Annotated in this window: 17 protein-coding genes, 1 other RNA gene and 1 pseudogene; 12 read left to right on the top strand and 7 right to left on the bottom strand. The window is 60.3% G+C overall.

Annotated features, from left to right (window positions below; translation table 11 throughout):
• Positions 1–118: 118 nt before the first annotated feature.
• On the bottom strand, positions 119–2,518 hold the full coding sequence (gene xdhB / locus F8N62_RS16550; protein ID WP_150711674.1) for a xanthine dehydrogenase molybdopterin binding subunit: 2,400 nt from the start codon (positions 2,516–2,518) through the stop codon (positions 119–121).
• Positions 2,511–3,965: a xanthine dehydrogenase small subunit gene (xdhA, locus tag F8N62_RS16545; RefSeq protein WP_150711673.1), complete on the bottom strand. Its 1,455-nt coding sequence runs from the start codon at positions 3,963–3,965 to the stop codon at positions 2,511–2,513. The genes xdhB and xdhA overlap by 8 nt, the downstream gene beginning before the upstream one ends.
• Before the next feature lie 268 nt (positions 3,966–4,233).
• Between xdhA and F8N62_RS16540 the strand changes: the two genes are divergently transcribed.
• From F8N62_RS16540 to ffs, 6 genes are all read left to right on the top strand, one after another.
• On the top strand, positions 4,234–4,893 hold the full coding sequence (locus F8N62_RS16540) for a GntR family transcriptional regulator (RefSeq protein ID WP_150711783.1): 660 nt from the start codon (positions 4,234–4,236) through the stop codon (positions 4,891–4,893).
• Positions 4,894–4,895: 2 nt separating this feature from the next.
• Positions 4,896–8,384 (top strand): chromosome segregation protein SMC, encoded by a 3,489-nt coding sequence (gene smc / locus F8N62_RS16535; RefSeq protein ID WP_150711672.1) that lies wholly within the window; start codon positions 4,896–4,898, stop codon positions 8,382–8,384.
• A 258-nt stretch (positions 8,385–8,642) separates the two neighbouring features.
• Positions 8,643–9,497, top strand: a complete 855-nt coding sequence (zipA, locus tag F8N62_RS16530; protein WP_150711671.1) for a cell division protein ZipA — start codon at positions 8,643–8,645, stop codon at positions 9,495–9,497.
• 166 nt (positions 9,498–9,663) lie between these two features.
• Entirely contained in the window at positions 9,664–12,021 is a 2,358-nt protein-coding gene (gene ligA / locus F8N62_RS16525; RefSeq protein ID WP_150711670.1) for an NAD-dependent DNA ligase LigA, read from the top strand.
• 173 nt (positions 12,022–12,194) lie between these two features.
• Positions 12,195–13,358: a putative zinc-binding metallopeptidase gene (locus F8N62_RS16520; protein WP_150711669.1), complete on the top strand. Its 1,164-nt coding sequence runs from the start codon at positions 12,195–12,197 to the stop codon at positions 13,356–13,358.
• 202 nt (positions 13,359–13,560) lie between these two features.
• Positions 13,561–13,657: signal recognition particle sRNA small type (gene ffs / locus F8N62_RS16515), an RNA gene on the top strand.
• Between the two features lie 185 nt (positions 13,658–13,842).
• Here ffs and F8N62_RS16510 read toward each other — a convergent pair.
• On the bottom strand, positions 13,843–14,157 hold the full coding sequence (locus F8N62_RS16510) for a helix-turn-helix domain-containing protein (RefSeq protein WP_150711668.1): 315 nt from the start codon (positions 14,155–14,157) through the stop codon (positions 13,843–13,845).
• A gap of 416 nt (positions 14,158–14,573) precedes the next feature.
• Between F8N62_RS16510 and F8N62_RS16505 the strand changes: the two genes are divergently transcribed.
• Positions 14,574–16,274 carry a putative bifunctional diguanylate cyclase/phosphodiesterase gene (locus F8N62_RS16505; RefSeq protein WP_150711667.1) on the top strand — a complete coding sequence of 567 codons (1,701 nt, stop codon included), beginning with the start codon at positions 14,574–14,576 and terminating at the stop codon, positions 16,272–16,274.
• A 201-nt stretch (positions 16,275–16,475) separates the two neighbouring features.
• Here the strand turns inward: F8N62_RS16505 and F8N62_RS16500 are convergent, their stop codons facing one another.
• Positions 16,476–17,210, bottom strand: coding sequence for a substrate-binding periplasmic protein (locus F8N62_RS16500; protein ID WP_150711666.1), 735 nt, complete (start codon positions 17,208–17,210; stop codon positions 16,476–16,478).
• A 145-nt stretch (positions 17,211–17,355) separates the two neighbouring features.
• On the opposite strand from F8N62_RS16500, the gene dnaX reads away from it, so the two are divergent.
• Together dnaX and F8N62_RS16490 are read left to right on the top strand one after the other, a co-directional pair.
• A complete protein-coding gene (gene dnaX, locus F8N62_RS16495; RefSeq protein ID WP_150711665.1) occupies positions 17,356–19,431 on the top strand; it encodes a DNA polymerase III subunit gamma/tau in 2,076 nt (691 codons plus the stop codon).
• 66 nt (positions 19,432–19,497) lie between these two features.
• Positions 19,498–19,836, top strand: a complete 339-nt coding sequence (locus tag F8N62_RS16490; protein ID WP_008028561.1) for a YbaB/EbfC family nucleoid-associated protein — start codon at positions 19,498–19,500, stop codon at positions 19,834–19,836.
• A gap of 84 nt (positions 19,837–19,920) precedes the next feature.
• On the opposite strand, the pseudogene F8N62_RS32315 reads toward F8N62_RS16490, so the two are convergent.
• Positions 19,921–20,016 (bottom strand): annotated as a pseudogene (locus F8N62_RS32315) (N-acetyltransferase); the annotation flags it as partial.
• An 85-nt stretch (positions 20,017–20,101) separates the two neighbouring features.
• Here F8N62_RS32315 and F8N62_RS16485 point away from each other — a divergent pair.
• The 3 genes from F8N62_RS16485 (at position 20,102) to F8N62_RS16475 (ending at position 23,119) form a co-directional block, all read left to right on the top strand.
• A complete protein-coding gene (locus tag F8N62_RS16485; protein WP_150711664.1) occupies positions 20,102–21,136 on the top strand; it encodes an NADP-dependent oxidoreductase in 1,035 nt (344 codons plus the stop codon).
• 65 nt (positions 21,137–21,201) lie between these two features.
• Positions 21,202–21,804, top strand: a complete 603-nt coding sequence (recR, locus tag F8N62_RS16480) for a recombination mediator RecR (protein ID WP_133836727.1) — start codon at positions 21,202–21,204, stop codon at positions 21,802–21,804.
• Between the two features lie 166 nt (positions 21,805–21,970).
• Complete coding sequence (locus tag F8N62_RS16475; RefSeq protein WP_150711663.1) at positions 21,971–23,119, top strand: acyl-CoA dehydrogenase family protein; 1,149 nt, start codon at positions 21,971–21,973, stop codon at positions 23,117–23,119.
• Positions 23,120–23,281: 162 nt separating this feature from the next.
• Here F8N62_RS16475 and F8N62_RS16470 read toward each other — a convergent pair whose 3' ends face one another.
• Positions 23,282–23,830, bottom strand: coding sequence for an adenine phosphoribosyltransferase (locus F8N62_RS16470; RefSeq protein WP_027921719.1), 549 nt, complete (start codon positions 23,828–23,830; stop codon positions 23,282–23,284).
• A gap of 79 nt (positions 23,831–23,909) precedes the next feature.
• Entirely contained in the window at positions 23,910–24,644 is a 735-nt protein-coding gene (gene fnr / locus F8N62_RS16465) for a fumarate/nitrate reduction transcriptional regulator Fnr (RefSeq protein WP_150711662.1), read from the bottom strand.
• Positions 24,645–24,654: the final 10 nt, after the last annotated feature.

Raw genomic sequence — 24,654 nt, 5'->3', positions numbered from 1 at the left:
TCTGTCCGGGCCTCTTCGCTGGCAAGCCAGCTCCCACAGTGTTTTGTGGTGTCCACAAAATCTGGTTTCACACAAATCCTGTGGGAGCTGGCTTGCCAGCGATGGCCGCGCCTCGGTCTTAAAGCGAAGCCAACTCGGTTTCAGCTTCAACAGCCTTCGCCGCCTTCAACTGCCGCATCTGTTCGCAGCCCCACAACACCCGCTCCGGTGTTGCCGGCGCATCGATGTTCGGTTGATGTTTGTAATCGCCCAGACTCGCCACGGCGTCCTTGATCGCGCACCACGAGGCGATGCCGAGCATGAACGGCGGTTCACCCACCGCCTTGGAATGGAACACCGTGTCTTCCGGGTTCTTGCGGTTTTCCACCAGCTTCACTCGCAAGTCCAATGGCATGTCCGCCACGGCCGGGATCTTGTAGCTCGCCGGGCCGTTGGTCATCAGCTTGCCCTTGGCATTCCACACCAGCTCTTCCATGGTCAACCAGCCCATGCCCTGAATGAAACCGCCCTCGACCTGGCCGATGTCGATGGCCGGATTCAGAGACGCGCCGACGTCATGAAGAATGTCGGTGCGCAGCATTTTGTATTCGCCGGTCAGGGTGTCGACGATCACCTCGCAGCACGCTGCGCCGAAGGCGAAGTAGTAGAACGGCCGACCGCGTGCCTGACTGCGGTCGTAGAAGATTTTCGGGGTCTTGTAGAACCCGGTGCTCGACAGCGACACCTGAGCGAAATAGGCCTGCTGGATCAACGCTTCAAACGTCACGATGTGATCGCGAATCCGCACATGGCCGTTGTGAAACTCCACGTCTTCTTCGCTGACCTTGTAGTGTCGTGCAGCGAATTCGACCAAGCGTTGCTTGATGATTTCAGCCGCGTTTTGCGCAGCTTTACCGTTGAGGTCGGCGCCACTGGAGGCTGCCGTCGGCGAGGTGTTCGGCACCTTGTCGGTGTTGGTCGCGGTGATCTGCACGCGGTCCATTTCCACCTGGAACACTTCAGCCACGACCTGCGCGACTTTGGTGTTCAAACCCTGGCCCATTTCGGTGCCACCGTGGTTCAGGTGGATACTGCCATCGGTGTAGACGTGGATCAGCGCACCGGCCTGGTTGAGGAAGCTGGCAGTGAAGGAAATACCGAACTTCACCGGCGTCAGCGCCAGGCCTTTTTTCAGGATCGGGCTGTTGGCGTTGTAGCGACGGATCGCTTCGCGGCGTTCGGCGTACTGGCTGCTTTCTTCCAGTTCGGCGGTCATTTCCTCGAGCATGTTGTGCTCGACGGTCTGGTAGTAGTGGGTGACGTTGCGTTCGGTCTTGCCGTAGTAGTTGGCCTTGCGCACCGCCAACGGATCGAGGGCCAGGTGCCGGGCAATCGCGTCCATCACTTCTTCGATCGCGACCATTCCTTGCGGGCCGCCGAAACCCCGGTAAGCGGTGTTCGACGCGGTGTTGGTCTTGCAGCGGTGACCATTGATCGTCGCGTCGCCGAGGTAGTACGAATTGTCGGCGTGGAACATCGCGCGGTCGACGATAGAAGCCGACAAGTCAGGCGAGCATCCGCAGTTGCCGGCCAGTTCGAGGGCGATGCCGTGCAAGCGGCCGGTGCTGTCGAAACCGACGTCGTACTCGACGTAGAACGGGTGACGCTTGCCGGTCATCAGCATGTCTTCGACGCGCGGCAGGCGCATCTTGGTTGGCTGGCCGGTGAGGTGCGCGATCACCGCGCACAGGCACGCCGGGCTGGCGGCCTGGGTTTCCTTGCCACCGAAACCACCGCCCATGCGGCGCATGTCGACGACGATTTTGTTCATCGACACGTCGAGCACTTCGGCGACGAGTTTTTGCACTTCGGTCGGGTTCTGCGTCGAGCAGTAGACGATCATCCCACCGTCTTCCGTCGGCATTACCGAAGAGATCTGGGTTTCGAGGTAGAAGTGTTCCTGGCCGCCGATGTGCAGCGTGCCTTGAATCCGATGCTCAGCGGTGGCCAGGGCAGTCGCCGAATCGCCGCGCTGATGGGTGTGGCTGTCGAGCACGAAATGGCGTTTGCGCAAGGCTTCGACCACGTCGAGCACCGGCTCAAGATCTTCGTATTCGATGATCGCAGCCATCGCCGCTTTGCGTGCGGTTTCCAGATCTTTCGCAGCGACGGCGAGCACCGGTTGCCCGACGAACTGCACGTCATCAATCGCCAGCAACGGATCACCCGGCAGCAGCGGCCCGATGTCTTTCAGCCCCGGCACGTCCGCATGGGTGATGGCGATGCGCACGCCTTCGAAGGCGTAGCAGGGCCGGGTGTCGATGCTGATGATTTTCGCGTGGGCGCGGTCCGACAGCCGTGCATAAACGTGCAACTGGTTAGGGAATTCCAGACGGTCATCAATGTACTGCGCTTCGCCGGACACGTGCTTGGCGGCGCTGTCATGCTTGACGCTGCGGCCGACACCGGAGGTCAGGTCCTTGGCGAACAGTTCAGCCAGTTCGGCTTGGGTCTTCTCTACAGCGTGATGATTAGACATAAGCAGTCACCCGAGTCTCGATGTGCGGCGTTTGCAGTTCGATGAAGTATTTGCGCAGCAGGTTCTGTGCGCTGAGCAGGCGATATTCCTTGCTCGCGCGGAAGTCCGAGAGCGGCGTGAAATCTTCGGCCAGTGCGGCGCAGGCGCGTTCGACGGTGTCGTGGTTGAAGGGCGCTCCAAGCAGGGCGGCTTCACAACGGCTGGCGCGTTTCGGAATCGCCGCCATGCCTCCGAAGGCAATGCGTGCGTCGGCGATCACGCCGGTGTCGATGCGCAGATTGAACGCCGCGCACACCGCGGAAATATCATCGTCCAGACGCTTGGAAACCTTGTAGGCGCGGAACAGCTGTTCGACGCTGGCACGCGGCACGATGATCTTCTCGATGAACTCGCTTTCCTGACGCGCGGTGACGCGGTAGTCGATGAAGTAATCTTCCAGCGCCAGGGTGCGGCGGGTCTCGCCCTTGCACAAAACGATCTGCGCGCCGAGGGCAATCAGCAGCGGCGGTGAGTCGCCGATGGGCGAGGCGTTGCCGATGTTGCCGCCGAGGGTGCCCTGGTTGCGGATCTGCAACGAGGCGAAGCGTTGCAGCAATTCGCCGAAGTCCGGGTACTCGGCCTTCAAGGCTTCGTAACAATCGGAAAGGGCGGTGGCGGCGCCGATTTCCAGGCGATCATCGAAGCGTTCGATGCGCTTCATCTCGGCGACGTTGCCAACGTAAATCATCACCGGCAAGGTGCGGTGGAACTGCGTGACTTCCAGCGCCAGGTCGGTACCGCCGGCCAGCAGCCGCGCTTGTGGATAAGCGTCGTAGAGGTCGGCCAGATCGGCGACCGTCAGCGGCACCAGGCAACGTTTGTCGCCACTGTTGAGTTCGCCAATGTCGGTGGGGGCGATGGCTTTGAGGCGGGCAATGGTGTCCGCTTCGCGCGCATCGAATTGATCCGGTTGCTGGCCGCAGCAGGACTGCTCGGCGGCTTGCAGAATCGGCCGATAGCCAGTGCAGCGGCAGAGGTTGCCGGCCAGCGCTTCGTGCGCTTTGTGCGAGTCCGGTTGATCGCTGTTCTTTTGCAGGGCGAACAGCGACATGACGAAGCCGGGCGTGCAGAAACCGCACTGCGAGCCGTGGCACTCGACCATGGCTTTCTGCACGCTGTGCAGTTCGCCCTGATGCTTGAGGTCTTCGACGCTGATCAGTTGTTTGCCGTGCAGCGACGACACAAACGTCAGGCACGAATTGAGGCTGCGATAGCGGATGTGCTCGCGGCCATCGTCCGCCGTTTGCAACTCGCCGACCACCACGGTGCACGCGCCGCAGTCACCGCTGGCGCAGCCTTCTTTGGTGCCGGGTTTGCCCACATGGTCGCGCAGATAGTTGAGCACGGTCAGGTTCGGGTCCAGGGCGTGCTCGCTACGGAGTTCCTGGTTTAATAAAAACTGGATCACGGAAGGCCTCGCAGACTCATTATTGTTGTTAAGCGACTGGGACCGAATTTATCAGGTCTGACTTTTCGGTCAATGATTTTCTGACTTAAAGGTCAGGAAATAGCATTTTGTCGATCAACAACACGTTCCTACAGTATTGACCCTCTCGGGATAGCCTGCTTTTTTGCGGGATTCGTGCCAAAAACCGCTGAGTGGGCACTCCGCCATGACCCTTCATGTGCGCTACACTGCGCCGCTTGTGCAGATCGAAGAGTTTGAAGGGACAACCATGACGTTCAAGGCGCCGGACAGCCTCGCCGAGCAAATTGCTCACCACCTCGCCGAACGCATCATCCGTGGCGAAATGAAGCCGGGGGAGCGCATCCAGGAACAGAAGGTCACGCTGGCCCTCAATGTCAGCCGCGGCTCGGTTCGCGAAGCCTTGCTGATTCTCGAGCGTCGGCACCTGATCGCGATCCTGCCGCGCCGCGGTGCTCATGTCACCGAGCTCACCGCGCACAAGGTGCAGAGCCTGTGCACGCTGATGAGCGAGTTGTATATTTTGCTCGGCAACGCCGTGGCCAGCGGCTGGCAAGTGCAGGCCGACATGGCGCCGTTCGTGCAGATCCAGCAGCGCCTGACCGCCAGCTACGAGCGTCAGGACATCCGCACCTTTGTCGACGACAGCTTCAATGTGATGCGCGCCGCGTACCCGTTCGCCAATAACCCGTACTTGCAGGAAACCGTCGAGAATCTGCAGCCGGCCATGAGCCGCGCGTATTTTCTCGCCCTCGACCAGCGCAAGGCCTCGATGAGCGAGTTCCTCGAACTGTTCGAACGCTTGCTCGCCGCCGTACTGGCCCGTGATTTTCCGCAGATTCGCATCGTGCTGACGGCCTACGCCCAGCGCAGTTGCGACCTGGTGGTTTCTGCCCTGACGGACGCATAAGGGTGCGGCTCAAGTGCATCAAGCTGGCGGGGTTCAAATCCTTCGTCGATCCAACCACGGTGAACTTCCCCAGTAACATGGCGGCAGTGGTCGGGCCCAATGGTTGCGGCAAGTCGAACATCATCGACGCCGTGCGCTGGGTGATGGGCGAAAGCTCGGCCAAGAACTTGCGCGGCGAGTCGATGACCGACGTCATCTTCAACGGTTCGACCAGCCGTAAACCGGTGAGCCAGGCCAGCATCGAGCTGGTGTTCGACAATTCCGACGGCACCTTGCTCGGCGAATACGCCGCGTATGCGGAAATCTCCATTCGCCGCAAAGTGACCCGCGACAGCCAAACCACCTATTACCTCAACGGCACCAAATGCCGACGCCGCGATATCACCGACATCTTCCTTGGTACCGGCCTCGGCCCGCGCAGCTACTCGATCATCGAGCAGGGGATGATCTCCAAGCTGATCGAGTCCAAGCCCGAAGACTTGCGCAATTTTATCGAAGAAGCGGCAGGCATCTCCAAATACAAGGAGCGTCGGCGCGAGACCGAAAACCGCATCCGCCGCACCCACGAAAACCTCGCCCGCCTCACCGACTTGCGCGAAGAGCTCGAGCGTCAGCTTGAACGCTTGCACCGTCAGGCCGAGGCGGCCAAGAAGTATCAGGAATACAAAGGCGAGGAGCGTCAGCTCAGGGCCCAACTGTCGGCCCTGCGCTGGCAGGCGTTGAATGAGCAGGTCGGGCAGCGCGAAGCGGTCATCGGCAATCAGGAAGTCACTTTCGAAGCGTTGGTCGCTGAGCAGCGCAACGCCGACGCAAGCATCGAACGCTTGCGTGACGGCCACCATGACCTGTCCGAACGCTTCAATCTGGTGCAGGGGCGCTTCTATTCGGTCGGGGGCGACATCGCCCGGGTCGAGCAGAGCATCCAGCACGGTCAGCAGCGTTTGCGCCAATTACAAGATGATCTGAAGGAAGCCGAGCGCGCGCGCCTGGAAACCGAGTCGCACCTGGGCCTCGACCGCACGTTGCTGCAAACCCTCGGCGAAGAGCTGGACATGCTCACGCCGGAACAGGAAATCACCAGCGCCGCCGCCGAAGAAGCCGCCGCCGCGCTGGAAGAATCCGAAACCACCATGCACGCCTGGCAGGAGCAGTGGGACACGTTCAACCTGACTGCCGCCGAGCCGCGTCGCCAATCCGAAGTGCAGCAGTCGCGGATCCAGCAGCTGGAAACCAGCATGGAGCGTCTTGCCGATCGCCAGAAACGCCTTGGCGAAGAGCGCGCCTTGCTCTCGGCGGACCCGGAAGACGCGGCGATCATGGAACTCAGCGAGCAGCTGGCCGCGTCCGAGGCCACGCTTGAAGACCTTCAGGCCAGCGAAGAAGCGCAGGTTGAACGCCTTGAGCAACTGCGGCAGGAATTGCAATCGGCGCTGCACAGCCAACAAACGGCGCAGGGCGATTTGCAGCGCCTCAACGGCCGCCTCGCCTCGCTGGAAGCCTTGCAGCAGGCTGCGCTGGATCCAGGCACCGGCACGGCTGAATGGCTGCGCGAGCAACATTTGGCCGACCGTCCGCGTCTGGCCGAAGGCCTGAAGGTTGAAGCGGGTTGGGAGCTGGCGGTGGAAACCGTACTCGGTGCCGACCTGCAAGCGGTGCTGGTGGATGACTTCGGCGATTTCGACCTGGCCGGTTTTGCCCAGGGCGATTTGCGTTTGCTCAGCCCGGCCAGCGATGGCGTGCGGGTGCCCGGCAGTTTGCTCGATAAAGTCGAGGCGCAGATCGATCTGTCGCCGTGGCTGGGCCGGGTCAAACCGGTTGAAAGCCTCGAGCAGGCCCTGGCCCTGCGTGGGCAATTGAGCGCCGACGAGAGCCTGATCAGCCGCGACGGTTACTGGGTCGGTCGGCACTTTTTACGCGTGCGTCGCGCCAGCGAAGCCGAAAGCGGCGTGCTGGCTCGCGGGCAGGAAATCCAGCGTCTGAGCCTCGAGCGCGAGGAGCGCGAGGCCACGGTCGACACCCTGGAAACCCAACTGCAGAACCTCAGGGCGCAACAGCGCCAGCAGGAAAACGGTCGCGAACATCTGCGCCGATTGCTCCAGGACGAAGCGCGCCAGCAAGGTGAACTCAAAGCTCAATTGTCTGCCGGTAAAGCCAAGGTCGAGCAGCTGACGTTGCGCCGTAAGCGGCTCGATGAGGAGCTCACCGAACTCGCCGAACAGCGCGCGCAGGAGCACGAAAACATCGGCGAAGCGCGTCTGCGATTGCAAGACGCTCTGGATGCCATGGCGCTGGACACCGAGCAGCGCGAGTTACTGCTGGCCCAGCGCGACAGCCTGCGCGAGCGACTGGATCGCGTGCGTCAGGAGGCGCGGCAGCACAAGGATCACGCGCATCAGCTGGCGGTGCGTCTGGGGTCGTTGAAGGCACAACACGACTCGACGCGTCAGGCGCTGGAACGGCTGGAAATGCAGTCCGAGCGCCTGACCGAAAAACGCGAACAATTGAGCCTCAATCTGGAGGAGGGCGAGGCGCCGCTGGAAGAGCTGCGCCTCAAACTCGAAGAGTTGCTCGACAAGCGCATGACCGTCGACGTAGAACTCAAAACCGCGCAGATAGCATTGGAAGACGCCGACCGTGAGCTGCGCGACGCCGAGAAACGCCGCAACCAGGCCGAGCAGCAATCGCAGTTGATTCGTGGCCAGATGGAAACGCAGCGCATGGAATGGCAAGCCCTGACCGTTCGCCGCAAGGCCCTCGAAGACCAATTGCTGGAAGACGGTTACGACCTGCACGGCGTGCTCGCCACGCTGACCACTGAGGCTAACGAGAAGGACGCCGAAGAAGAACTCGAACGCATTGCCGCGCGCATTGCGCGACTCGGTGCGATCAACCTCGCAGCCATCGACGAATACCAGCAACAATCCGAGCGTAAACGTTATCTGGATGCACAGAACGACGATCTGGTGGAAGCGCTGGACACTCTTGAAAACGTGATCCGCAAGATCGACAAGGAAACCCGCAACCGCTTCAAAGATACCTTTGATCAGATCAATGGCGGATTACAGGCGCTTTTCCCAAAAGTTTTCGGTGGCGGCCGCGCCTATTTGGAACTGACGGGCGAAGATCTACTCGATACAGGGGTGACGATCATGGCGCAGCCGCCCGGAAAGAAGAACAGCACCATCCATTTGCTCTCGGGTGGCGAAAAAGCCCTGACCGCACTGGCCCTGGTTTTTGCGATCTTCAAGTTGAATCCGGCGCCGTTCTGCATGCTCGACGAAGTGGACGCACCCCTGGATGACGCTAACGTTGGACGCTACGCACGGCTGGTCAAAGAGATGTCCGAGACGGTGCAGTTCATCTACATCACCCATAACAAGATCGCCATGGAAATGGCCGATCAACTGATGGGGGTGACGATGCATGAACCGGGATGCTCGCGTCTGGTGGCAGTGGATGTCGAGGAGGCAATGGCGATGGTGGATGCGTGAGGGGGCATTAGTAGGGCAAGTATTTTTAGTCGGTAGGACTTTTTTACCTGTCTCTATTGGCTGGCCCCACGACATATTCGCGCAAGCCATTGTGACAGACGGTGTAAAGTTGCCTTTGGTCGTGCTAGTTTAATGTCAATTTTTCGTATACGTGGGCAAAACGCCTGTCAGAACATAGAGTTGGCGCCACGTTTTAAAGCGGTTTGCGAGTTGTAAACCCCTTATTTTTCAGCATTTTTTATAGAGGCACGGGATTACATGGAAATCGGTCTGCGCGAGTGGCTGATCGTCATCGGCATTATTGTCATTGCCGGTATTCTTTTCGATGGCTGGCGTCGCATGCGCGGCGGCAAGGGAAAACTGAAATTCCGTCTTGACCGAAGTCTGTCCAATTTGCCGGACGAAGACGCCGGTGCCGAGCTATTGGGCCCGCCGCGCGTATTGGATAATCACAAGGAACCGCAACTGGACGAGCACGATCTGCCGTCGGTGAGCATGCCGGCCCGTGAAGCCCGTGAGTCGGGTTCCAAGCGTGGCAAGCGTGGCCATGGCGAGCCTTCCCAGGGCGATATGAACCTCAGCCTGGACCTGGACGGCGGCCCGAGCTTCAACAGCCGTGACGACGATTTCCCGGATGACACCAAGGCCTCGCCTTCGGTCAGCGAAAAAGAACAACCGCAAGCCGAAGAAGTATTGGTGATCAGCGTGATCTGCCGCGACGCCGCTGGCTTCAAAGGCCCGGCGCTGTTGCAGAACATTCTGGAAAGCGGCCTGCGTTTTGGCGAGATGGATATTTTCCACCGCCACGAAAGCATGGCCGGCAATGGCGAAGTCCTGTTTTCCATGGCCAATGCGGTCAAGCCGGGTGTCTTCGATCTGGACGACATCGACCACTTCAGCACGCCGGCGGTGAGCTTCTTCCTCGGCCTGCCGGGCCCGCGTCATCCGAAGCAGGCCTTCGACGTGATGGTGGCGGCGGCGCGTAAATTGTCCCAGGAGCTGAACGGCGAACTGAAAGACGATCAACGCAGCGTACTGACTGCCCAGACGATTGAGCACTATCGTCAGCGCATCGTTGAATTCGAACGTCGCGCATTGACCCAGAAGCGCTAAGGTCAACGGATCGCAGCCTCGTTTCACTCGACAGCTCCTACGGTATCGCGATTTTTTGTAGGCGCTGTGCAGGAGCTGTCGAGTGAAACGAGGCTGCGATCTTTTGATCTTGATGAAATCAGATTGAGCAGCCTCGGCTGCTCTTTTGCTTTATGAGAGAACACCCATGACCGCCGCCAAAAACCGCATTCTAGAGCTGCGCGCTGAGCTGGATCAGCACAACTACCGTTATCACGTGCTGGACGAGCCGAGCATTCCGGACGCTGAATACGACCGCTTGTTTCATGAACTCAAGGCGCTCGAAGCGGACCACCCTGACCTTATCACCAGCGACTCGCCAACCCAGCGCGTCGGCAGTGCGGCGCTGTCGGCGTTCACCCAGGTTCGCCACGAAGTGCCGATGCTCAGCCTCGGCAACGCCTTCGAAGAAACCGACATGCGCGAGTTCGATCGTCGAGTCACCGAAGGTCTGGACCTGCCGGCCGGCGACTTGTTCGGCGCTGGCGCGGCGGTGGAGTACAGCTGCGAACCAAAGCTCGATGGCCTGGCGGTCAGCCTGCTTTATCAGGACGGTGTGTTGGTGCGCGGCGCGACACGCGGCGACGGCACCACCGGCGAAGACATCAGTGTCAACGTGCGCACCGTGCGCAACATCCCGCTCAAGCTGCAAGGCAGCGGCTGGCCGGCGACCCTCGAAGTGCGCGGCGAAGTGTTCATGTCCAAGGCCGGTTTCGAGCGCCTCAACGCCACGCAACTGGAAGTCGGTGGCAAGACATTCGCCAACCCGCGCAACGCGGCGGCGGGCAGTTTGCGCCAGCTGGATTCGAAGATCACCGCCAACCGGCCACTGGAATTCTGTTGCTACGGTATCGGCCAGATTTCCGCGGACATCGCTGACACGCACATTGGCAATCTGCAACAGTTGCAGGCGTGGGGCATGCCGATCAGTCGCGAGCTGAAACTGGCGCACGGCATCGATGAATGCCTGGATTACTACCGCGACATCGGTGAGCGCCGCAACGGCCTGGCTTATGAAATCGATGGCGTGGTGTTCAAGGTCAACAGCATCGCCGCCCAGCGTGAACTGGGTTTCCGCGCTCGCGAACCGCGTTGGGCAATCGCGCATAAATTCCCGGCCATGGAAGAACTCACCGAGCTGCTCGACGTGGAGTTCCAGGTCGGCCGCACCGGTGCCGTGACGCCGGTGGCCCGCTTGAAACCGGTCAAAGTGGCTGGCGTCACCGTGGCCAATGCGACCCTGCACAACATGGACGAGGTTGCGCGGCTGGGCCTGATGATCGGCGACACGGTGATCATCAGGCGTGCCGGTGATGTGATTCCGCAAGTGGTGCAGGTGGTTCTCGAGCGCCGTCCGGAAAACGCGCGGCCTGTGCATATCCCCGAGCAATGCCCGGTCTGCGGCTCGCATGTCGAGCGCACTCAACTGGTCAAGCGCAGCAAAGGGCGCGAGACCGTCAGTGAAGGCGCGGTGTATCGCTGCGTCGGTCGCCTGGCCTGCGGTGCGCAGCTCAAGCAGGCGATCATTCACTTTGTTTCCCGGCGCGCGATGGACATCGAAGGCCTGGGCGACAAGAGCGTCGAGCAACTGGTCGATGAAGGCCTGGTGAATTCCCCGGCCGATCTGTACGCACTGAAGTTTGACGACATTGTCGACCTCGAAGGGTTTGCCGAGTTGTCGAGCAAGAAGCTGCTCAGCGCTATCGAGGACAGCAAGAAGCCGAGCCTGGCGCGCTTTATCTACGCCCTCGGGATTCCCGATGTCGGCGAAGAGACGGCGAAGGTGCTGGCACGTTCCCTCGGCTCGCTGGAGCGGGTTCAACTGGCATTGCCGCAAGTGCTCACGTACTTGCCGGATGTCGGCCTTGAAGTGGCTCACGAGATTCACAGCTTTTTTGAAGATGCGCACAACCGGCAGGTGATCGCTGATTTACTCAAGCACGGCTTGCAGATTCAGGATCAGGGCGAATTGGGCGCCGAGTTTGCGGCAAGCACCACGCTGGGCGGTTTTCTCGACAAACTGCACATTCCTTCGGTCGGGCCGGGCGGGGCGCAAAAGCTGGCGGAGCGGTTCGGGTCGCTGGAAGGTGTATTCAACGCTGATTGGCTGGACATGCGTCAGGCGCTGCCGGAGAAACAGGCCAATGCGGTTCGGGAGTTTTTTGCGGTAGCCGAGAATCGCCAAGTGGCCGAAGCCGCCGAAAAACAGTTGCGCGATTTCGGCATGCACTGGCAGAGCGAGAAAAAAGTTGTCGAAGGACTGCCGCTGGCCGGGCAGACCTGGGTGCTGACCGGCTCGCTGGAGTTGATGAGCCGTGACGTCGCCAAAGACAAACTGGAAAGCCTCGGCGCCAAGGTGGCCGGTTCGGTGTCGGCCAAGACCCACTGCGTAGTGGCCGGGCCGGGTGCCGGTTCGAAATTGGCCAAGGCCAATGAGCTGGGGTTGAAAGTGCTGGATGAAGAGGCGTTTGTCGGGTTTCTGGCTACGCACGGTATTTCCGTGTGATGCCCTTCGCGAGCAGGCTCGCTCCCACATTTAATCGGGTTCTTCCTGTAAGAATGCAATCGAATGTGGGAGCGAGCCTGCTCGCGAAGGCAATTTTTGCCGCAGCGCAAAAAGCGGGAACGATCGAAGCCCCATCATGATCTAGTCTTGGCAAGCCCCAGGGAGAGATCGCCATGCACCGCTTCTTCGAACAGCTCAGCTCTCGGATCGCCGCGCCTTTCATGGGCGAGCGTTCGCGCAACAGCAAGGTCTGGCATTGCCGTTGCGGGCAATCGCTGTTCTTTCGCAACAGTCAGTGTCTGGCGTGCTCTGCGGCGTTGGGGTATCAACCGCAACAGAGCCGCTTGTCGTCGTTACAGCCCGGGCTGCAAGCCGACACCTGGCTACTCGACGCCGATCCCGAAGCGGGTGAATTGCGCCGCTGCGCCAATCTGCAATCCCCGGCTGCGTGCAACTGGCTGCTGCCGGCTGACGATCACGCGGTGCTGTGCATCGCCTGTAGCTTGAATCGCACTATTCCCGACCTGTCGATCGCCGAAAACCACGAGCGCTGGCGCAAGGTCGAAACCGCCAAGCGGCGCCTGGTCGCGCAGCTGGTGAGTCTGGGTTTGCAGGTGATTCCCAAAAGCGTGGATGAAGAGTCCGGGTTGGCCTTCGACTTCATTGGCGTCGACCTCGAAGGCAAGCCACCGACCACCGGCCACGCCAACGGCCTGATCACCCTCGATATCAACGAAGCCGACGACGCGCACCGCGAGCACGTCCGGGTGCAGATGCACGAACCCTATCGCACTTTGCTTGGGCATTTTCGACATGAGGTCGGGCATTATTATTGGGATCGGTTGATTGCCAACAGTCACTGGCTGGAGCCGTTTCGCAGCCTGTTTGGTGACGAGCGCGCCAGTTACGCCGAAGCACTCGATCAACATTATCAGCACGGCGCTCCGCTGGACTGGCAGCAACATTTCGTCAGCGCCTACGCAACGATGCATCCGTGGGAAGACTGGGCGGAAACCTGGGCGCACTACCTGCACATGATGGATGCGGTGGACACTGCCCTCGGTTTCGGCATGAGCGCACGAGAAATGGATTTTGACTACCAACCGTTCCCGTCCAGCACCCTCTACGATCCGCAGCATCCCGGCGGCGAAGCGTTCCTGTCGTTCGTCAACGCGTGGATAGAATTGGCGGGCATGCTCAACGAACTGTCGCGCAGTATGGGACAGCCGGATTTCTATCCGTTCGTGCTGCCGCCGGCGGTGATCGCCAAGTTGCACTTCATCCATTTGGTGATCCAGCAAGAGGGCGGCAGGGCGGATGAGGTGCTGGCGCAGTGAGGTCCAAAGATCGCAGCCTGCGGCAGCTCCTACGGATGTACGCCGATCCATGTAGGCGCTGCCGCAGGCTGCGATCTTTTTCGGGGCACCGCATGTCCTTGAAGCCGCTCATATTTTTTTATCCGCGCGGACGGTTGTAACTTCGTCTCAGACAGGTACAATGGCGCGGCTCGCCGTCAGGTGAGCGTCGTTATGGTGACCCCATCGGTCCCCCCGCAACGATTACCCGTGAACCTGGTCAGATCCGGAAGGAAGCAGCCACAGCGGGAACATTGTGTGCCGGGGTGTGGCTGGTGGGGTTGCCTCCATAACGCCCGCGAGTCTTCTCTCGCGTTAACAATCCACTATATTCGTTTTGTTGTTCTGCCATGGATTCGGTCCGGGGCGGATTTTTCGTCGTTTCCGATTGAAGAAAACGGCGCATGAAAAAGGAGGCCGACCTGTCGAACCACGACAGGTCGGCCTCCTTTTTTTATTTCTGCCACTAAGGCTTGGACAAGGCCTGGTCAACCGCTGCAATCAGCTTTCCCAGATCCTTCGGGGTGGCTTTATGTATGACTGCGTAGAGATACGCCCGCTGCTCGTCTTCATCGCCCAAATCGGCGAAAAAGGCTTTCAGCTTCACGCCCAGCACATCCGCCAGCAGGAACAGAGCTTCCACGCTGGGGGTGTAGGTGCCGGTTTCGAAACGGCTGATGGTTTTGGGGTCAAAACCGGTTTTTTCGCCAAGTTCAGCCTGAGTAAGCCCCGCGACCTTGCGGTAACGCCGAATGGCTGGACCCAAACTTGAAATTTGCATCGCTCAATTCCCATTTAGAATCAAGAACTTAACGATAGATTTTTGCATTAGACAACCGCATGATCCATCACCTTGCTTTGCAAAATGTGATGCATTTCGTAGAATTGCCGTTCGAAAAGACGAACGGGTGACCTGTTCTCTGAAGTCTGGCTGACAGGGGAGAGCCAATACTGCGCTGCCTCACAAGGTGTGCGGAGGGCTCAAGCAGGCTTGAAGCCTTGCAAAAAGTTACCGAAATGGCTGTTGCTGCCCTTCGTCAGGGTCCTTGAGACTAGTTGATCTTCAGCTGCCAAGGGGCCATCAATGGCTGTTCATGGAGTGATCAAGTGGCTCTGCGCAGTTCGATCAAAAACATCTCTGCCGGGCTTGTTGTGCTGGTCGAGCGGTACCACCGCTAGCGACAGTGAGCCTGACTCATGGATGAGAAATACCGCAGGGCCGTGGACGCCGCCGCGATTTTTTCCGAGACCGATCTGACCGGCCGGATTACCTACGTCAACGACCAGTTCTGCGCCGTGTCCGGTTATAGCCGTGATGAACTGCTCGGGCAGAATCATCGGCTGATCAACTCTGGCCTGCATTCTGCTGACTTCTTCGCCGAGATGTGGCGCACCATCGCACTCGGCAATGTCTGGAAAGGCGAGATCTGCAATCGCACCAAGGATGGTCGCCTGTATTGGGTCGAGAGCACCCTGGTGCCGGTGCTGGAAGACGACACCGGGCGCATTCACCGCTACCTGGCGATTCGGTTCGACATCAGCGAAAAACGCCAACTGCTGCATTCCCTGCAATGGCGGGTTGGCCACGATGTGCTGACCGGGCTGCCCAACCGCGCGTTTCTGTCGGATTTGCTGGATCAGGCGCTGGCGTTCTCCCGGCAGGAAAACATCCCGCTGGCGGTGTGCATGCTCGACCTCGACGGCTTCAAGGCGGTCAACGACGGCTACGGGCATGCCAGTGGCGATCTGTTGCTGGTGGAGGTAGCCAGACGCCTGCGCGACATCGTTCGCGGTGAGGATGTGGTGGCGCGGCTGGCGGGCGACGAGTTTGTGCTGGTGTTACGTTATGTGCGCGATCTGCCGGAATTGCGCGCGGCACTGAATCGGGTATTAGGCGCGATTTCCGCGCCGTACCTGCTGCAGGATAAAGTCCTGAATGTCTTTGCCAGCATCGGTGTCACCCTGTTTCCTCACGATAACGAAGACGCCGAAACCCTGTTGCGGCATGCCGATCAGGCCATGTACGTGGCCAAACAGCGCGGGCGCAATCGCTTTCAACTGTTTGACGTGTCCCGGGACCGGGAGGTCAAGGCCACGCACCAGACCGTCGAACGGGTTCGACAGGCATTGGCCGCCGGTGAGTTACGCCTGTACTTCCAGCCCAAAGTGAACATGCGTCGCGCAGTTGTCGTCGGCTTCGAGGCGTTATTGCGCTGGGAGCACCCGCAGGACGGCACGGTGCAGGCCCGGGATTTTCTGCCGGCGGTGGAAGAGACGGACCTGATCATCGACATCGGTGAGTGGGTGATGGACCAGGTGTTGCTGCAGTTGGACCGTTGGCAGCAAGCAGGGCAGGGCTGGCCGATCAGCGTCAACATTGCCGCCCGGCATTTTCAGCGGGCGGATTTCGTCGACCGCCTGCGGCACTTGCTCGCCCGGCATGCCCGGGTTGCGCCGCAGATGCTTGACCTGGAAATCGTCGAGTCGGTGGCCATCGAAAACATCCAGCATGTCAGTGCCTGCCTGCAGGCGTGTCAGGCACTCGGGGTGCAGTTTTCCTTGGGCGACTTTGGCACCGGTTATTCGTCGTTGAGCTACCTCAAGCGGTTACGCACCCAGACCATCAAGATCGACAAGTCGTTTATCCGCGACATTCTGCATGACCACGATGACCTGGCGCTCACCAAAGCGGTCATTGGCCTGGCGCGGGCATTTGGCCGGCAAGTCATTGCCGAGGGCGTGGAAAGCATCGAGCACGGTGAATTGCTGCTGCAACTGGGGTGCGACGTTGCCCAAGGCTATTTCATCGCCCGCCCGATGCCGGCGGACGAGGTGGCGGGTTGGGTGGATGGGTTCGTTGCGCCGCTGCAATGGCGGGTGCTCGATCAAATATCCTGAGACTTTCAGGCGACTGAAGATCAAATGTGGGAGCGGCTTATGTGGCGAGGGGATTTATCCCCGTTCGGCTGCGAAGCAGTCGCACACGCGGTTTAGTGTGAACTGCCGGGGCCGCTTCGCAGCCCAACGGGGATAAATCCCCTCGCCACAAAGCCGCTCCCACAGGTTCAGGGTTTGCCGACATAGAGCTGGATAATGTCATCAATCTCCCCCGACATAGAGCTGGATAATGTCATCAATCTCCCCCGACATTTTCATCCTCAGCAGTGTGCGCAATATGCGCTGCACCGGCACGTCCGGGGCGTTGCGCACATAGCAGCCGACACTTTGCTCCTGCAACACCACGCCTCCCTTGAGCTGCCGCTCGGGTAACAGGCGCTGATTGAACCAGTCCAGCGTCCACTGATTACTCACGGCGTAGCGATAGCGTCCGGCCAGGAGTTTCTCCAGCACTTGTTCCTGGTTGCGCGCGTCTTCGCGGAGCAGGCGGTCGCTGTCGAACAAGGGCTGCAAGGTCGGGTAACTGTAGCCGAGCACCGTGCCGATGGATTGTCGCGACAAATTTTCCGGCACCGCGCCGGGCAGTTGTTCCGGTCGGCTGATCAGCACATCAGGCTGGGTCCAGAGCGGGATGCTCCAGATATAGTCCCCGGACTGGTTCGACCCCCACGATTGCGCGGCATAGCAGCGGACATCGACCTCGCCGTGCTCCATGGCACTCTGCACGCGGGCGCGCGGCAGTACGTGAAACTGCGCCGGAACGCCGACCTGGGTCGCCAGGCTGACCATCACGTCATGCAAGATCCCCTGGGTCGGGCGCCCACGGTCAAGTTGGACCATCGGCATCGCCCAACTGTCAGGCACCACAAAGCGCAATGGCGCGGCGGCCATGACATTCAGGCTCATCAACAACAGTGCCCCCAAGGCCAGCCGCATAAACGCTCCGCTACCGATGAAACCCGATCCGATAAAAAGCCCCCCAAATTGCATCTTAGCCAGATTAGACGAGCGCGCCGGATGCAATTTTGGCCTTGCTCCGCTAGCATTAGCCGCTTGTGTTCCTTCGTGGCGACGGTTTTCGATGAGTTATCAGGTTCTTGCACGTAAATGGCGTCCGCGCTCGTTCCGCGAAATGGTCGGCCAGACCCATGTGCTCAAGGCTCTGATCAATGCCTTGGACAGCCAGCGGCTGCACCACGCCTACCTGTTTACCGGGACGCGCGGGGTCGGCAAGACCACCATCGCGCGGATCATCGCCAAATGCCTGAACTGTGAAACAGGTATCACTTCGACACCGTGCGGCGAATGCTCGGTGTGCCGTGAGATCGACGAAGGGCGCTTCGTCGACCTGATCGAAATCGACGCCGCGAGCCGGACCAAGGTCGAGGACACCCGCGAGCTGCTCGACAATGTTCAGTACGCCCCGAGCCGCGGGCGCTTCAAGGTCTACCTGATCGACGAAGTGCACATGCTTTCCAGCCATTCCTTCAATGCGCTGCTGAAAACTCTCGAAGAGCCGCCGCCCTACGTCAAGTTCATCCTGGCCACCACCGACCCGCAGAAACTCCCTGCAACGATTCTGTCGCGGTGCCTGCAATTCTCCCTGAAAAACATGACCCCTGAACGGGTCGTCGAGCATTTGACCCACGTGCTGGGTGTCGAGAACGTGCCGTTCGAAGACGACGCCCTGTGGCTGCTCGGCCGCGCCGCCGATGGCTCGATGCGCGATGCCATGAGCCTGACCGATCAGGCCATTGCCTTCGGTGAAGGCAAGGTCATGGCGGCCGACGTGCGCGCGATGCTGGGCACGCTTGACCACGGTCAGGTCTACGACGTTCTGCATGCGCTGATCGAAGGCGATGCCAAGGCGTTGCTCGAAGGCGTCCGCCACCTGGCTGAACAGGGCCCGGACTGGAACGGCGTGCTCTCGGAAATCCTCAACGTGCTGCACCGTGTCGCGATCGCTCAGGCCTTGCCTGAAGGCGTCGACAATGGCCAAGGCGACCGCGATCGGGTGCTGGCGCTGGCTCAGGCCTTGCCGGCCGAAGACGTGCAGTTTTATTACCAGATGGGCCTGATCGGCCGCCGCGATTTGCCGCTGGCGCCGGACCCCCGCGGTGGTTTCGAAATGGTCTTGCTGCGCATGCTCGCGTTCCGCCCGGCAGACACCGAGGACGCACCGAGGCAACCGCTAAAGCCAGTGGGGATCAGCCAGGCCACAGTTGATTCCGCTAATTCAGTGGCTGCCGCGCCGATTGCTGCGCCGGTAGCCGCTGCGGCAGTTGCACCCGTTGCTGCGGTTGTTGCCCCGGTTCCCGCGCCAGAGCCTGAGGCGGTCGCGCCCGTGGTCGTGCCTGAACCGGTTGTCGTGCCCGAGCCCGTTGCGGTCGAAGCCGTCGTCGACCTGCCCTGGAATGACCCGGTCGAGCCAGAGGTTGTGCAGCAGCCCGCTGTCGAACCGGTGCTGGAAACCGCAAGCGAACAACCCGAATTGCCACCGATGCCGTTGCCGACACCCGACAGCGTCGTGCCGGATGCGCCGGAATGGGCCGCCACGCCGATCCCCGAGCCGTCAGTGGCCGAGGTCGATGCCGCCACGCCGGGCATCGACCTCGACGACGAGCCGCCGCTGGACGAGGATTACATCGAGCCGGACATGGATTCGGCTTATAGCTACCTCGACGAATTGGCCAGTGAGCACGCCGCCGAACCGGCACCGGAACCCGAGCCTGAACCGGCCGCCATGCCCGCCACCGGTCTGGCGCTGCAATGGCTGGAGCTGTTCCCGAAGTTGCCGATCTCCGGCATGACCGGCAGCATCGCCGCCAACTGCACGCTGATCGCTGTCGATGGCGACAACTGGCTGCTGCACCTGGATCCGGCTCACAGCGCGCTGTTCAACGCGACACAGCAACGTCGTCTCAACGACGCGTTGAACCAGTTTCACGGGCGCACGCTGACCCTGACCATGGAGCTGATCAAGCCCGAGCAGGAAACCCCGGCCCAGGCTGGGGCGCGGCGTCGGGCAGACCGTCAGCGCGAGGCCGAGGAGTCGATCCACGGTGATCCGTTCATCCAGCAAATGATGCAGCAGTTCGGTGCGGTGGTCCGTAACGATACTATTGAACCTGTCGAAGCCCTGGTCAGTCAGGGCTAATAACTGAGGGCGTCTGGCCGAACGGGCCGGGCGCTGTGTTTATCCAAGTACTTTGAGGTGATTCCCATGATGAAAGGTGGCATGGCCGGCCTGATGAAGCAGGCGCAGCAGATGCAGGAAAAAATGGCCAAGATGCAGGAAGAACTGGCCAACGCCGAAGTCACTGGCAAGGCCGGCGGCGATATGGTCACCGTGGTGATGACCGGTCGTCACGACGTCAAGCGCGTGACCATCGACCCAAGCCTGGTCGAAGGCCTGAGCGAAGACGACAAAGAGATGCTGGAGGCTGTATTCGCCGCCGCCGTCAACGACGCTGTGCGCAAGATCGAAGCCAACAGCCAGGACAAAATGTCCGGCATGACGGCGGGCATGCAATTGCCTCCGGGTATGAAATTGCCATTCTGATTCGCCAAGGCGCGTCGGATGAGCTACAAAAAAATGCCAGGCATCGTGCCTGGCATTTTCGTTTTTGACGGGTATCTGCCATTCCCTGTGGCGAGGGAGCTTGCTCCCGCTGGACTGCGCAGCAGTCCCTTTTTTTGGGGCCGCTTCGCGGCCCAGCGGGAGCAAGCTCCCTCGCCACAATCAAGGAAGAAACATCGAACGCCATACCGACACAACGGTCTGCTTCCCTATACCGACCCATTCTTCGATCACAGGAGACGCTCTCATGCCAGACGCATTGACCCTCAACCAACGTATCGTCCTGGCGTCTCGCCCGGTGGGCGCGCCGACGCCGGAGAATTTTCGCCTGGAGCGTGAAGCGCTGCCGGACCTGGTCGACGGCCAGGTGTTGCTCAAAACCCTGTTCCTGTCGCTCGACCCCTACATGCGCGGGCGCATGAGCGACGCTCCTTCCTACGCGGCACCGGTCGAAATCGACGAGGTGATGACCGGTGGCGCTGTCAGCCGGGTCGAGCGTTCGCTCAATCCCAAGTTCCACGAAGGTGATCTGGTCGTTGGCGCCACGGGGTGGCAGAGCCACAGCATCAGCGACGGTCGCGACATCATTCCGGTGCCGTCCGGGTTGCCAAGCCCTTCCATGGCGCTCGGCGTGCTCGGGATGCCGGGCATGACCGCTTACATGGGCCTGATGGACATCGGTCAGCCCAAAGAGGGCGAAACGCTCGTGGTGGCGGCGGCCTCCGGTGCGGTGGGTTCGGTGGTCGGCCAAGTGGCGAAGATCAAAGGCCTGCGGGTGGTTGGCGTGGCCGGCGGCGCGGACAAGTGCCGTTATGTGGTTGAAGAGCTGGGTTTTGATGCCTGCGTCGATCACAAAAGTCCCGACTTCGCCGATCAATTGGCTACCGCGTGTCCCGATGGCATCGACATTTATTACGAGAACGTCGGAGGCAAGGTTTTCGACGCCGTAGTGCCGCTGCTCAATTCCAAGGCGCGGGTTCCTTTGTGCGGCCTGATCGCGTCCTACAACGCTCACGAAGCGCCGAGCGGCCCGGATCGCCTGCCGCAATTGCAGCGCACGCTGCTGACCAAACGCGTGCGGATTCAGGGTTTCATCGTGTTTGACGATTACGGCGACCGTCAGCCGGAATTCGTCAGCGCCATGGCGCCGTGGGTGCGTGACGGCAAGGTGAAATTCCGCGAAGACGTGGTCGATGGCCTTGAGAATGCACCCGAGGCGTTCATCGGTCTGCTGGAAGGTCGCAACTTCGGCAAACTGGTGGTGCGAGTCGCGCAAGACTGAGTATTTGACGCTAAAGAGAGGCGCGGGTATAAACCGCGTCTCGTTGTTATGTCGGACGTTTCCCCATGAGCTTCAGCCCTTTGATTCGCCAACTGATTGATGCCCTGCGAACGCTGCCAGGGGTGGGTCAGAAAACTGCCCAGCGCATGGCGTTGCAGCTACTCGAGCGTGATCGCAGCGGTGGCTCGCGTTTGGCGCTGGCGTTGAGCCAGGCCATGGAAGGGGTCGGCCATTGCCGGTTGTGTCGAACGCTGACTGAAGACGACCTGTGCCCGCAATGCGCCGATAACCGTCGCGATGACACCTTGCTGTGCGTGGTGGAAGGGCCGATGGATGTCTACGCGGTGGAGCAGACCGGTTTCCGTGGTCGCTACTTCGTGCTCAAGGGCCATCTGTCGCCGCTCGACGGGCTGGGGCCTGAGGCGATCGGCATTCCGCAATTGCTCGCACGGATCGAAGAGGCGGGCACCTTTACTGAAGTCATTCTCGCGACCAACCCGACGGTCGAAGGCGAAGCCACGGCGCATTACATCGCCCAGTTGCTCAGCAACAAGGGCTTGATTGCATCACGCATTGCCCACGGCGTGCCGTTGGGTGGCGAGCTGGAGCTGGTGGACGGCGGGACGTTGGCGCATTCGTTTGCGGGGCGTAAGCCGATAGCGCTGTAAACGTGATATCGGCAAAAGATCGCAGCCTTCGGCAGCTCCTACAGGATTGTGAACATCTCGTAGGAGCTGCCGAAGGCTGCGATCTTTTTGCTTTTGCATCCATCTTCCTGTTGAAAACCAAGCAAGCGCTCGGTTAACGTCGCTGAACCTTCAGTGGAGTTCGCCGATGCCTGCCTTTCAGGAATACTTCGACCCCAGCCACCAATTGGTCCGCGACAGCGTCAGACGTTTCGTCGAGCGTGAGATTCTTCCGGACATTGACCAGTGGGAAGAAGCTGAAAGCTTTCCCCGCGAGTTGTACTTGAAAGCCGGTGCTGCGGGGATTCTGGGTATCGGTTACCCCGAAGCCCTGGGCGGTAGCCACCAAGGTGACCTGTTTGCCAAGATCGCCGCCAGCGAAGAGTTGATGCGTTGCGGCTCCGGGGGAGTGGTGGCGGGGCTCGGCTCGCTGGACATTGGCTTGCCGCCGATCCTCAAGTGGGCCAAGCCCGAGGTCCGTGATCGTGTTGTGCCGCACGTCCTGGCGGGCGAGAAGATCAGCGCCCTGGCTGTCACCGAGCCTAGCGGCGGTTCCGACGTGGCCAACCTGCAAACCCGCGCCGTGCGTGACGGCGATGTCTACCGGGTCAACGGCAGCAAAACCTTTATCACCAGCGGCGTGCGCGCGGATTACTACACCGTCGCGGTGCGCACCGGCGCTCCCGGTTTCGGCGGCATCAGCTTGCTGCTGATCGAGAAAGGCACACCGGGATTCACTGTCGGCCGCCAGTTGAAGAAAATGGGCTGGTGGGCGTCGGACACCGCCGAGTTGTTTTTCGACGATTGCCGGGTGCCTGTGGGAAATCTGATCGGTGCCGAGAACATGGGCTTCGCCTGCATCATGGGCAACTTCCAGAGCGAACGTCTGGCCCTGGCGCTGATGGCCAACATGACCGCGCAACTGGCGCTGGAAGAAAGCCTGAAATGGGCCCGGCAGCGCGAAGCGTTCGGCAAACCCATCGGCAAGTTCCAGGTGCTCAAGCATCGCCTGGCTGAAATGGCCACGGCGCTGGAAGTGTCACGGGAATTCACTTACCGGCAGGCGGCGAAAATGGCTGCGGGGCAGAGTGTGATCAAAGAGATTTCGATGGCGAAGAATTTCGCGACTGACACGGCGGATCGGATCACGACCGATGCGGTGCAGATCCTCGGTGGTCTGGGGTACATGCGCGAGAGTCTGGTGGAGCGGTTGTATCGGGATAACCGGATTCTATCGATTGGCGGCGGGACGCGGGAAGTGATGAACGAGATCATCAGTAAGCAGATGGGGCTGTAACAGGGTTTGGATTGATGTTGTTGCGGCTGACGCTATCGCGAGCAAGCTCGCTCCCACAGTAGTTGTGTCGTCAACAAAATGTGTAAACGCCACTGAACCCTGTGGGAGCGAGCTTGCTCGCGATGGCGTCAGTGCAGACGCTACGTAATAAACAGACGCTGCTTATTTATCGGTAAGGGCAAACTGCGTCAGGCAAAACGTAGGAATCCCCATATCTTCCAGTCGCTGCGAGCCACCCAGCTCCGGCAGGTCAATAATCGCCGCCGCTTCATGCACTCGTGCGCCCATGCGCCGAATCAGGTTCGCCGCCGCGATCAGCGTGCCCCCGGTGGCAATCAGGTCATCGAACATCACCACTGAATCGCCTTCGCACAGGCTGTCGGCATGCACTTCAAGGAAGGCTTCGCCGTACTCGGTCGCATAACCTTCGGCCAGCACATCCGCCGGCAGTTTGCCCTGCTTGCGGAACAACACCAGCGGCTTGTTCAACTGATAGGCCAGTACCGAACCAATCAGGAATCCGCGGGCATCCATGGCGCCGATGTGGGTGAAGTCGGCCTCGACGTATCGGTGGGCAAAGCTGTCCATCACCAGGCGCAGGGCCGTGGGCGACTGGAACAGCGGGGTAATGTCGCGAAAGATAACGCCCGGTTTCGGGAAGTCGATCACCGGGCGGATCAGGGATTTGATGTCGAAGGAGTCAAAGACCATCGTCAAGGTGTCCTGGCAGGCTGCAAACGTCGCAGTATAACGGCGGCTGAAGCGTTTCGCTCAGCCGCAATTGTCGCAGTCAACCTTCGATCGAACCGCCGGCCAAGGCGCAAAGCTGTATCGGGTCAAGGATGTGGATTTCCTTGCCTTCGGCGGCGATCAGTTCGTTTTGCTGGAAGCGGGTGAACACCCGCGACACGGTTTCCACCGCCAGGCCCAAGTAATTGCCGATTTCATTACGCGACATGCTCAGGCGGAACTGATTGGCCGAAAAGCCGCGAGCGCGGAACCGTGCCGACAGGTTGACCAGAAACGTGGCAATGCGCTCGTCGGCGGTTTTCTTCGACAGCAGCAACATCATTTGTTGATCGTCACGAATTTCGCGGCTCATCACACGCATCAACTGACGGCGCAGTTGTGGCAATTGCAGCGCCAGTTCGTCCAGGCGTTCGAACGGAATTTCACAGACCGAGGTGGTTTCCATTGCTTGCGCCGACACTGGATGTTTTTCAGTGTCCATGCCCGACAAACCGACCAGTTCGCTCGGCAGGTGGAACCCGGTGAGCTGTTCTTCTCCGCCATCGCTGAGACTGAAGGTCTTGAGGGCGCCAGAGCGAACTGCATAAACGGAATCGAACACGTCGCCCTGGCGGAACAGGAACTCGCCCTTTTTCAGCGGGCGGCCACGTTTAACGATCTCGTCCAGCGCATCCATGTCTTCCAGATTCAGAGAAAGTGGCAGGCAGAGGGGGGCCAGGCTGCAATCCTTGCAATGGGCCTGGTTGTGAGCGCGCAGTTTTACTGGCTCGGACATTTCTTCAATC

Origin of the sequence: Pseudomonas fluorescens, assembly GCF_902497785.1 — a bacterium.
GTDB lineage: Bacteria > Pseudomonadota > Gammaproteobacteria > Pseudomonadales > Pseudomonadaceae > Aquipseudomonas > Aquipseudomonas fluorescens_BO.
This window is presented reverse-complemented; position numbering and strand designations above follow the sequence as displayed.

Excerpts from the sequence above, each read along its gene's own strand:
- xdhB (WP_150711674.1), bottom strand. The coding sequence starts at position 2,518 with ATGTCTAATCATCACGCTGTAGAGAAGACCCAAGCCGAACTGGCTGAA.
- F8N62_RS16540 (WP_150711783.1), top strand. The coding sequence starts at position 4,234 with ATGACGTTCAAGGCGCCGGACAGCCTCGCCGAGCAAATTGCTCACCAC.
- zipA (WP_150711671.1), top strand. The coding sequence starts at position 8,643 with ATGGAAATCGGTCTGCGCGAGTGGCTGATCGTCATCGGCATTATTGTC.
- ligA (WP_150711670.1), top strand. The coding sequence starts at position 9,664 with ATGACCGCCGCCAAAAACCGCATTCTAGAGCTGCGCGCTGAGCTGGAT.
- F8N62_RS16520 (WP_150711669.1), top strand. The coding sequence starts at position 12,195 with ATGCACCGCTTCTTCGAACAGCTCAGCTCTCGGATCGCCGCGCCTTTC.
- F8N62_RS16510 (WP_150711668.1), bottom strand. The coding sequence starts at position 14,157 with ATGCAAATTTCAAGTTTGGGTCCAGCCATTCGGCGTTACCGCAAGGTC.
- F8N62_RS16505 (WP_150711667.1), top strand. The coding sequence starts at position 14,574 with ATGGATGAGAAATACCGCAGGGCCGTGGACGCCGCCGCGATTTTTTCC.
- F8N62_RS16500 (WP_150711666.1), bottom strand. The coding sequence starts at position 17,210 with ATGCGGCTGGCCTTGGGGGCACTGTTGTTGATGAGCCTGAATGTCATG.
- dnaX (WP_150711665.1), top strand. The coding sequence starts at position 17,356 with ATGAGTTATCAGGTTCTTGCACGTAAATGGCGTCCGCGCTCGTTCCGC.
- F8N62_RS16490 (WP_008028561.1), top strand. The coding sequence starts at position 19,498 with ATGATGAAAGGTGGCATGGCCGGCCTGATGAAGCAGGCGCAGCAGATG.
- F8N62_RS16485 (WP_150711664.1), top strand. The coding sequence starts at position 20,102 with ATGCCAGACGCATTGACCCTCAACCAACGTATCGTCCTGGCGTCTCGC.
- recR (WP_133836727.1), top strand. The coding sequence starts at position 21,202 with ATGAGCTTCAGCCCTTTGATTCGCCAACTGATTGATGCCCTGCGAACG.
- F8N62_RS16475 (WP_150711663.1), top strand. The coding sequence starts at position 21,971 with ATGCCTGCCTTTCAGGAATACTTCGACCCCAGCCACCAATTGGTCCGC.
- F8N62_RS16470 (WP_027921719.1), bottom strand. The coding sequence starts at position 23,830 with ATGGTCTTTGACTCCTTCGACATCAAATCCCTGATCCGCCCGGTGATC.
- fnr (WP_150711662.1), bottom strand. The coding sequence starts at position 24,644 with ATGTCCGAGCCAGTAAAACTGCGCGCTCACAACCAGGCCCATTGCAAG.